5 protein-coding genes are annotated in these 8,778 nt (G+C 40.8%); all 5 read right to left on the bottom strand.

Annotation, left to right across the window (positions count from 1 at the left end; genetic code table 11):
• A partial coding sequence (locus JOC31_RS09400; protein ID WP_205017904.1) for an SEC10/PgrA surface exclusion domain-containing protein occupies positions 1–2,156 on the bottom strand: 2,156 nt, incomplete at its 3' end.
• Between the two features lie 358 nt (positions 2,157–2,514).
• Positions 2,515–5,151, bottom strand: a complete 2,637-nt coding sequence (locus tag JOC31_RS09395; protein WP_205017903.1) for a cation-translocating P-type ATPase — start codon at positions 5,149–5,151, stop codon at positions 2,515–2,517.
• A 190-nt stretch (positions 5,152–5,341) separates the two neighbouring features.
• Positions 5,342–6,274, bottom strand: coding sequence for a cation diffusion facilitator family transporter (locus tag JOC31_RS09390; protein WP_205017902.1), 933 nt, complete (start codon positions 6,272–6,274; stop codon positions 5,342–5,344).
• Between the two features lies 1 nt (position 6,275).
• Entirely contained in the window at positions 6,276–6,662 is a 387-nt protein-coding gene (locus JOC31_RS09385) for a YwiB family protein (RefSeq protein ID WP_205017901.1), read from the bottom strand.
• 317 nt (positions 6,663–6,979) lie between these two features.
• The gene (locus JOC31_RS09380; protein ID WP_239551776.1) at positions 6,980–8,671 is read right to left on the bottom strand and encodes an acyltransferase family protein; all 1,692 of its coding nucleotides are present in this window, start codon (positions 8,669–8,671) and stop codon (positions 6,980–6,982) included.
• Positions 8,672–8,778: the final 107 nt, after the last annotated feature.

Genomic DNA, 8,778 nt, shown 5'->3' with positions numbered 1-8,778 from the left:
TTGGCTTTTGCCTCGGATTCGGCTTTTTCTTTAGCCTCTTGTTCGGCCTTGGCTTTTGCCTCGGATTCGGCTTTGGCTTTCGCTTCTTGTTCAGCCTTCGCTTTTGCCTCGGATTCAGCTTTTTCTTTAGCCTCTTGTTCCGCCTTGGCTTTCGCCTCGGATTCGGCTTTTTCTTTGGCCTCTTGTTCAGTCTTGGCTTTCGCCTCGGATTCGGCTTTGGCTTTCGCTTCCTGTTCAGCCTTGGCTTCAGCATTTTCTTTCGCTTCTTGTTCGGCCTTGATTTTTGCTAATTTTGCTGCATCAAGTTCTTTTTGTGCTAATGTCAGATTTTCTTGAATTCCTTTTTGATTTTCTAAAATAACCGTTTGTTCTGCTTCTAACTTTATCAATTCAGCCTGTCTTAGCTCAATATCCTTTTGAACTTCAGATAATTTAGATTGGGAACTCATCCAGGTTTCTTTTTTAGTATCTAAGTCTGATTTTGCAGATGCCACTTTATCCTGAGCAGATGATAAGGCATCCGCTACAGTATTTTGAAGATGGCTTAAAGTAGTCTTAGCTTCTGTTAACATTTGCTCAGCTTTATCATAAGTAGCTTGACTTGTTTGCAATGATTGTTGAGCAGACTGCAGATTAGATTGGGCACTTATCAGCGCATCCTGGGCTTCTACATAGGCTTTTTGTAAAGCATCTAGCTTAGACACTGGTTTAATCTCAGTAGTATCAAAGGTATTTTCACCTCGTGACAAAAAACTACTATCAATACCAATAAAATGCAGTCCTCCCTGTTGTCCTAAACCAGTATCAAAATCTCCATAGATGTCAGTGTCAACACCTACATAAAACTTATCTCCAGCCCCTTTTCTATAAGCACCTGAATTAGTAATACCGGTAGCATGTGCCCATTCATAGCCATAGTTAGGATTATATTCAGGGAACATAAAGTTCAAAAGACCATTATATACAGATTTTTTCAAATCAGATATAGTTAACTGTTGCGGGATTGCTTTGGAATAAGAGCGACCGTTATCAGCTCTTTTAATAATTTCACCAGCCCAGTTTTCATAAGATTGATTTTCTGTTTTAACTGTTAGAGCTGCTGAAATTGGTAAACCATAACTTGCAGCGACTCTATTAATAGCTTGACCATCGTGATGTGATTTCCAAGGATTATGTTTATCCGCATCATATCCATCAGTTACTTTATCTACAAATTCTACCGAACCGTTACTAACTACTGTTTGAGGTGTATTTAGTTGTTTATTCATAGAATTTATGACATCACTCGCAAATAAAGACAGCTCAGTAATGATTTCTGTCGGCAGATTTTTGAAATCATAAGTCGTCGTTTGGTCATCGCTTGGGTCGGCTACAAACTTGTTAAGCTCACGAAGTTTTTTACCCTCATCAATCAAAATAGCCTTAGCATTTTCATCTGCAATATTGTACGTCCCAGCTTCGGCATGAACTTTTTCAAGCGCATCCATATAGGCTTGCGACAAGGTAATCTGATTAACCACTTTATTTGTCGTCACAGCATCAAGAGCAACCTTTGTTTTATCAGCTGTAGCTTCTGCCTCGGTTACCGTCTGACTTGCTTGATCAACCGCACTTTGCGCTTCATCCAATGCCGTTTTAGCTGCATTCGCTGTCTGACTGGCAATAGCGACATCTTCCTGCGCTTGATTGATTGACTCTGACTGAGCATCAGATTGATTTTGAGCTTCTGACAATTGCTCCTCCGCTAATGCTAGCGTTTTCTCACTTTCTGATACTTCTGTCGTAGCAGTAGCCACTTGAGAACTTGCTGTTGCTTGACTCTGCTCCAAATTTTGAATGGTCGTTTTTGCTTGTTCGATAGAGGCCTGATTAGTTTCAAGATCTTGATTGACCTGATCTAGTTGCTCTTGTAATTCAGTAACTGCTGCTTCTTTTTCAACCACTTGTGCTGTGGCAGACGCTACGCTATTGTGTGATTCATCTGAGGAAGTAACTACTTCTGCTGTTTGCGATAGTATCAAACCATCACTCTCCTCTGCTGAAACAACCTGTGCCGTAGCAACTGATAAAGCAAATAGACTAAGAGCAAGTATCCCTGCCACACCTATACCTTTTATCTTACGAATTGAACCATGTCCTTTAACTTTTTTTAACATATAACCTCCGATTAAAAAGATAGTTTTATTATAGTATAATTCCCACTGTTTTTCTATCTAAATGCTAGAATTCTATTGTTTTATTCAGAAAAATTAAATTCCAGAATAACTTCCATGCCATCTCAAGCAATTTTCTACTATTTTAATAACAAAGAAAGAATAGTATGTTTTCCAATCAATTTAAGCTAACTTTCAGTAAGTGGCCCTATACTATACTCACTCCTAAAAAAACTTTTTTTCATAAATCCCCCAAAAGCCTTGCTTCCTATGAATCAGGGCTTTTGTTTTTTCGTCATTAGAATAGCACGTCTTGTTTAGTCAAAAAAATCAGCAGAAGGAGTTTTCTGCTGATTTTCTTTTATTTACCGCTGTAACGGATCATCTTGATGATTTGTACCAATAGTGTTGGGACAAATGCCAAGCCAAGGATAGTCATGATTTGACCTGCATTAAGTGGCATAACACCGAACATATCGCTGATAAATGGCACAAAGACAATGAGGGCAACGAGGGCAATACCAATCAAGAAGGCATAGACCGTGTTTTTATTTGAAAGGACACCAATTTTTGATAGTGGCAATTCACTACGGTAACTGAAACCGTGGAAAAGACGACCAATACATAGGATCAAGAAAGCGTAGGTTGTTGAGTAGCTAGCTTCTCCTGTTCCTGTCATACCTTGATCAAGTCCAATACCGATAAGGTAACCCACCATAACGGCAATAGCGATAAGGATCGCTTCAATCACAACAGATGTGAAAGTTGCTTTTGTCAAAATAGGTTCTTTGGGATCACGCGGTGCCTCATCAAGAACAGCATCTGTTCCTGCTTCGGTACCAATGGCAATGGCTGGAAGTGAGTCTGTCACCAAGTTGATAAAGAGCAACTGGATTGCCAAGAATGGCACAACAAACTTACTATCAAAGAATGCCATAAGGGTTGTCAAGATAACCACGATAATAGCTGATGAGTTACCAGTCAAGAGATACTTGATGGCATTTTTGATGTTGGCAAAGAGGTTACGTCCGATAGTGACCGCCTTAACGATAGTCGCAAAGTTATCATCGGTCAAAATCATGTCAGAGGCATCTTTTGATACTTCTGAACCTGTGATACCCATGGCAATACCGATATCGGCTTGTTTAAGAGCTGGGGCATCGTTGACACCGTCACCAGACATTCCGACAATCTTGCCTTTTGCCTGCCAAGCATTGACGATACGGATCTTGTGTTCAGGTGCCACACGCGCATAAACTGAAATCTTCTCAAGATCACGTGCTAACTCCTCATCTGTCATAGCTTCAAGGGTCAATCCGTCAATAACCATGTCTCCCTCGCTGAAGATACCAATCTTACGAGCGATAGAGCGAGCCGTCACCACATGGTCACCGGTAATCATGATTGGTTTGATACCAGCCTTGATGGCCTTGTGAACGGCATCTTTAGATTCCTCACGAGGTGGGTCAATCATTGAGGTCAAACCAATGAAGGTCAATCCTTTTTCATCGTCAAGCGACAGCTCATCACCCTCAAAGCTACGGTAGGCATAACCAAGAACACGAAGACCCTCTTCAGCGAATTCTTCATTTTGCTTGAGAATAGTAACGATATCGTCTTGCGTCAACTCACGCACCTGACCGTTAATCAAGATATGGCTGGTCTGTTTAAGCAATTCATCTGTCGCACCCTTAGTCAACATGAGTTTTTCACCCTCAATCACTTGAAGGGTTGACATAAACTTACGCACAGAGTCAAATGGCAATTCAGAAAGACGTGTGTAGTTGGCACGAGCCTCTTGCTCGATGATACCATACTTGCGACCAAGTTCGATAAGGGCAATCTCAGTTGGGTCACCCACTTTTTGGTCACCATTGATAAAGGAATCATTTGCAAGAACCATAGTGTGCATGAGCAACTGTCCTGCACGGTCTGAAAGGTCAATCTTATCTGGATTCAAGAGGGTTTCGTTGAGGTAAACATCATTGACCGTCATCTTGTTCTGGGTCAATGTCCCTGTCTTATCTGAAGCGATGATTGAGATAGATCCCAAGGTTTCAACAGAGTTAATGTCCTTCATGATGGCATTTTCCTGAGCCAATTTCTGTGACCCTAGAGACTCAACGATTGTAATGATAGAAGCAAGAGCTTCTGGAACGGCTGCCACGGCAAGGGCAATAGCAAACATAGCCGCACTTGCGAAGTTGTGAGAAACGGCGAAGTTAAGACCGAAGACAACGATACAGAGAATGATAATACCGATTGAAAGGTTTTTCGAAAATTCATCGATAGAGCGTTGGAGAGGAGATTTCCCGCTTGACGCACCTTGAAGAAGGGCTGAAATTTTACCAATCTCCGTTTCTTGACCGATGCTAGTTACCACTGCACGCCCTTTACCGTAAGTCACTTGCGAGCTCGTAAAGACCATGTTAGTCTGGTCACCGACCACCACTTCGTCTGCTACTACCTCGACAAATTTATCAACGGCATGGCTTTCTCCAGTGAGGGCAGACTCATTGACTTGTAGTGAGCTGGCTTCAAGGATACGTGCGTCAGCCGCAATCATATCCCCCGCTTCAAAGTCTACAATATCACCGACAGTCACATGCGTTGAGTCGATTTCTTGCTTAACACCATCACGCACAACCTTAACCTTTGGTACAGACAGTTGTTTCAAACTGTCCACCGAACGTTGGGCATTGAGAGTTTGTGTTGTTCCCAAAATGGCGTTGATAATCAAGACCACAATGATAACAATAGAAGACTCAAAGTCTCCTGTCACACCAGAAATAAGCGCCGCAACAATCAAGATAATAACAATCAAGTCCTTGAACTGTTCCAAGAAAATTTGGAAAGCACTGGCACGCTCTCCCTCTGGCAGTTCATTGAGACCATACTGCTCTTGACGCTTAGACACCTCGCTAGAGGTCAAACCATCCACTGACGAGCCCAATTCCTTGATGACTTCATCAGTTTCTTTTTGATAAAAAGATTTCATCCTTTTTCCTTTCCTTGGCCCCTTTTTGCATAGAAAAAGAGACCTGTTTACTTAAAAACAAGTCTCGCTGTTTAAGACAAGGCCGGAAACCACCTGATTTCGTATTGACGACCATGTCACGGTTGAAAACCGTCTGCTACTCCCTTGATGTAGTTACTATCATACAAGAAAAGAGCCGATTTTTCAAGCACTAACGCTCATAATGCTCCATAAAGGTATCCGTTTCGATATAGATATAGATCGTGTAACCTGGAATTTTTGAACGAATATCTCTTTCAATAGCATTAATAATAGCAGAGCCATCAGCCACAAAAGGTGAATTGATTTCAATTTTAGCAGTGACTAAGATATCAGTTGCACTCAAATGGATTGTTTTAATATCAATTAAGTGTTTGACTTCTTCACGCTCAAATGCTGAACTAATAATGGTCAAATCCTCTTCTGTCACACTTTCACCAATCAAAAGACTGTAAAACTCTCTTGCAAGGAAAAGTGCTGCCAAACAAAGCATGATACCAATCAACAGACCTGAGAGGGCATCGTAGAAAGCATTGCCTGTCACCAATGACAGAACCGTTCCTAGAAGTGCTAGAACAAGACCAATCACAGCGCAGGTATCCTCAGCAAAGATAATCAAAATTTCACTGTGACGGCTCTCTCTCAAGAATTTAAAAAGAGGAAGTTTCTGACGATTTAGCTCTGCAATTTCCTTGAAAGCAACACGCAGACTAAAACTTTCCACAATCAAACCAAAAATCAGAATAGCAATCACGACACCGGCATTTTCAATACCATGACCTTCTTCAGAAAGTTTTTCCACGGCTTCCATGATACCTAGTGCTCCACCAGCAAAGAAGAGCATCATGGCAACAATGGTTGAGTAAAAATACTTGGCACGCGCCTGTCCAAAGGGGTGTTGTTTCGTTGATGCCTGCTTAGCCTGCTTATCACCTACTAAGAGCAAGATTTGATTCCCGCAGTCCACGATACTGTGAATGGACTCATTAAGCATTGCCGTTGAACCTGATAGGGCGTAGCCGACAAATTTTGAAATTGCGACCAAGATATTGGCGAAAAGAGCTGCTATAACACTAGCCATACCGCCGTGTTTTGTTTCTTCCATGTTAAGACCACTTCACTTTCAATTGATAATGAGCAAAAACCTGTTGAGACTCAGGTTGCTTGAGTGCATAATGTAATTCGACTACCTGATTATCTTTGTCAATCAAATAGTGACTTGTATCCGTTACTAAATGTTGAATTCCTACAGGAGTCGGAATCGCCACTAGAGCTTGCTCAAATGGCAAAAAACGCATCTGAGACTTGGGGTTAGAAAAACGCGTCATGACAAATTCGTCTTGATTGAACTTGATAACTACCTTTTCCTTTTCATCATTTTGATAGATGAGATAGGTGTAATCCCCTTTGTCAACACAATCACAATCATGAACTTCACGGATATGTTCACTGTCTTGATCCATCAAAATTTTGTTTTTAATGTCTATTTTCATCTTATACCTCTTTGAAAAACATTGCTATTATTGTAGCAATTTCAAGCCTTAAAATCAAATACTATATAAAAAGAGGTTATTGATATAACCTCTAAAACTGATACCTATCGATGTCGCCAACAGGTCTTAATCAATAGTAGCTAACTTAAAACCAGACTAGCTTGGATAGGCTACTTTCGTCTCCTCAAAGATGATTAAAAAGGGCACCATTACTTGAAAGACAAGGGGTAATAACTTCCAATCACTAGAGCAAGCTCTTAGGACAAAGCTTCTACTCATAACTGCTTTTCCATCATCTAAGAGTTCGCCAGTTGCTTTTACTGGGCAAGTGCCTCTAAAAGCAGCTTTGTATAAAGCAACTGCCCTTTCTTATTGGGGTGAGTCATATCTTCAGCTAAGAATTTTGTTTCTTTCCCAAGGGTAGCTTGGTGCCAATCAACCAGATGCAAATTAGTGTACTCTTGGCTGGCAGAAACCAGTTCTTGATTGACCTGTTCTGTCCAAGTATACTGAGACTGTGTCAAATTAAGTGTCATCCAATATACGTCTCGTTCACCTACGATAGACATCATCTGTCCAATACTCTCTTGGTTCAACATGATAGGTCCGTCAGTATTTATCCCGAGTGACACGACAATCTTGTCTGCTTCTGGAAAGGCTTCAATAGCAGTCGTCAACATGCTGATACCATCTTCTTGAGCTGATCTTCCATTTTTACCATCAATATAAGCATTTGGAAAGGCTTCGCGTAACCGATCATAAGTCATCGCAATCATCGAGTCCCCAACAAAAATTAGAGACGGCTGATTCTCAAAAAGACTTTCCTTGACATTAAATTTTTTTGCCAAAGTACTTAGATCTTGCAGACTCCGATTAGCAGAACCCATCTTATCCTTTGCTTCATTTTGCAGCAATTGCGCTGCAATCTTATCTTGTGCCTGCGTCAAATCAGGTGACTGGATAATCGTATGAACTGATAAAAGCACCAGAAGAACAATAACATAGAAAATAGAGATTTTAAAAGCATTTCCAACTGTAGCGGGACTTGCAAAGAACGCTCTCAGAGACGTTCTTACCTTTTGCCAACTTAAAGTGCGCATCGGTTTTTCTACTAAGCGGTAAAAAATCTCAGTAATCACAGATAGACACAGCAATTCTCCCAAAACGGACAAAACATGGTGAGGATTCTTGACCTTCAATGCAAATAAGGTAAAGAGAGGCATTTGCCAAAGATAGAGACCGTAGGAGCGTTCACCTAAATAAGTCAAAACAGGATGTGACAGGACACGTGAGCAGACAAACTTATTTTCAGTCGCCATCACCACAATAACAGCACTTAAAAGACTAAATAGTAGCATGCCTCCTCGATAGATCATAGGCGACTGATCTGGCAATAACCACAGGCAAATTCCCAACACCAACAAAGCGAATCCATAGATACCTTCACTAATATAAGGTTTTCTCATCAATAGATTTGTTAAACGCCTATCTCGGCTTGGAAAAGCGAGTGCTGCTGTCCCACCTAACAAAATACTAAATAAACGCGTATCTGTACCATAATAAACACGAGTAGGGTCTTGCCCAACACGGTAAAGAAGCCCCATAGCCAAAGCCGATAGCAAAGCCAGACCTAACAAGGCAAAAATCAATCGGCTTCTACGCTTCACAAAGCGAAAGGCAAGCAATAAGAAAAGAGGCCATATTAGGTAAAATTGAGCTTCAATAGCTAAACTATATAGGTGCTTAAAAGGTGCCTCTGCCATTAAACTAGCAAAATAAGTGCCACCCTTACTAATCTGCCACCAGTTGTAGACTGAAAGGAGACCTGTTAGAACTGTCATCCTCATTTGATTTAGCATATTAGCCTGAAAAACAGCCATATATAGACTAGAAACAAGTAAAACTGTTAATAAAAGTGGTAAAAGCCGTTTAAAACGTCTCACATAAAACTGCCCAATAGCCAGACTTTTATTTCTAGTATACTCTTTATGAAGTAAATCTGTTATCAAGTAACCCGATAAGACAAAAACATACTAAGATTAGTAGTGAGGAAATCTCTGACGGGAGAGAGTACTCACTACTTTTTCTTTGTGTTAAAGTAGAGGTGTCCTGTTAA

It is taken from the genome of Streptococcus saliviloxodontae (genome assembly GCF_016908655.1).
Lineage (GTDB): Bacteria > Bacillota > Bacilli > Lactobacillales > Streptococcaceae > Streptococcus > Streptococcus saliviloxodontae.
Note: the sequence above shows the minus strand (reverse complement) of the source record. Positions and strands in the feature narration are given on the sequence as shown.

What these genes read in the sequence shown, in the direction of transcription:
- JOC31_RS09395 (WP_205017903.1), bottom strand. Translation starts at nt 5,151, where the DNA reads ATGAAATCTTTTTATCAAAAAGAAACTGATGAAGTCATCAAGGAATTG.
- JOC31_RS09390 (WP_205017902.1), bottom strand. Translation starts at nt 6,274, where the DNA reads ATGGAAGAAACAAAACACGGCGGTATGGCTAGTGTTATAGCAGCTCTT.
- JOC31_RS09385 (WP_205017901.1), bottom strand. Translation starts at nt 6,662, where the DNA reads ATGAAAATAGACATTAAAAACAAAATTTTGATGGATCAAGACAGTGAA.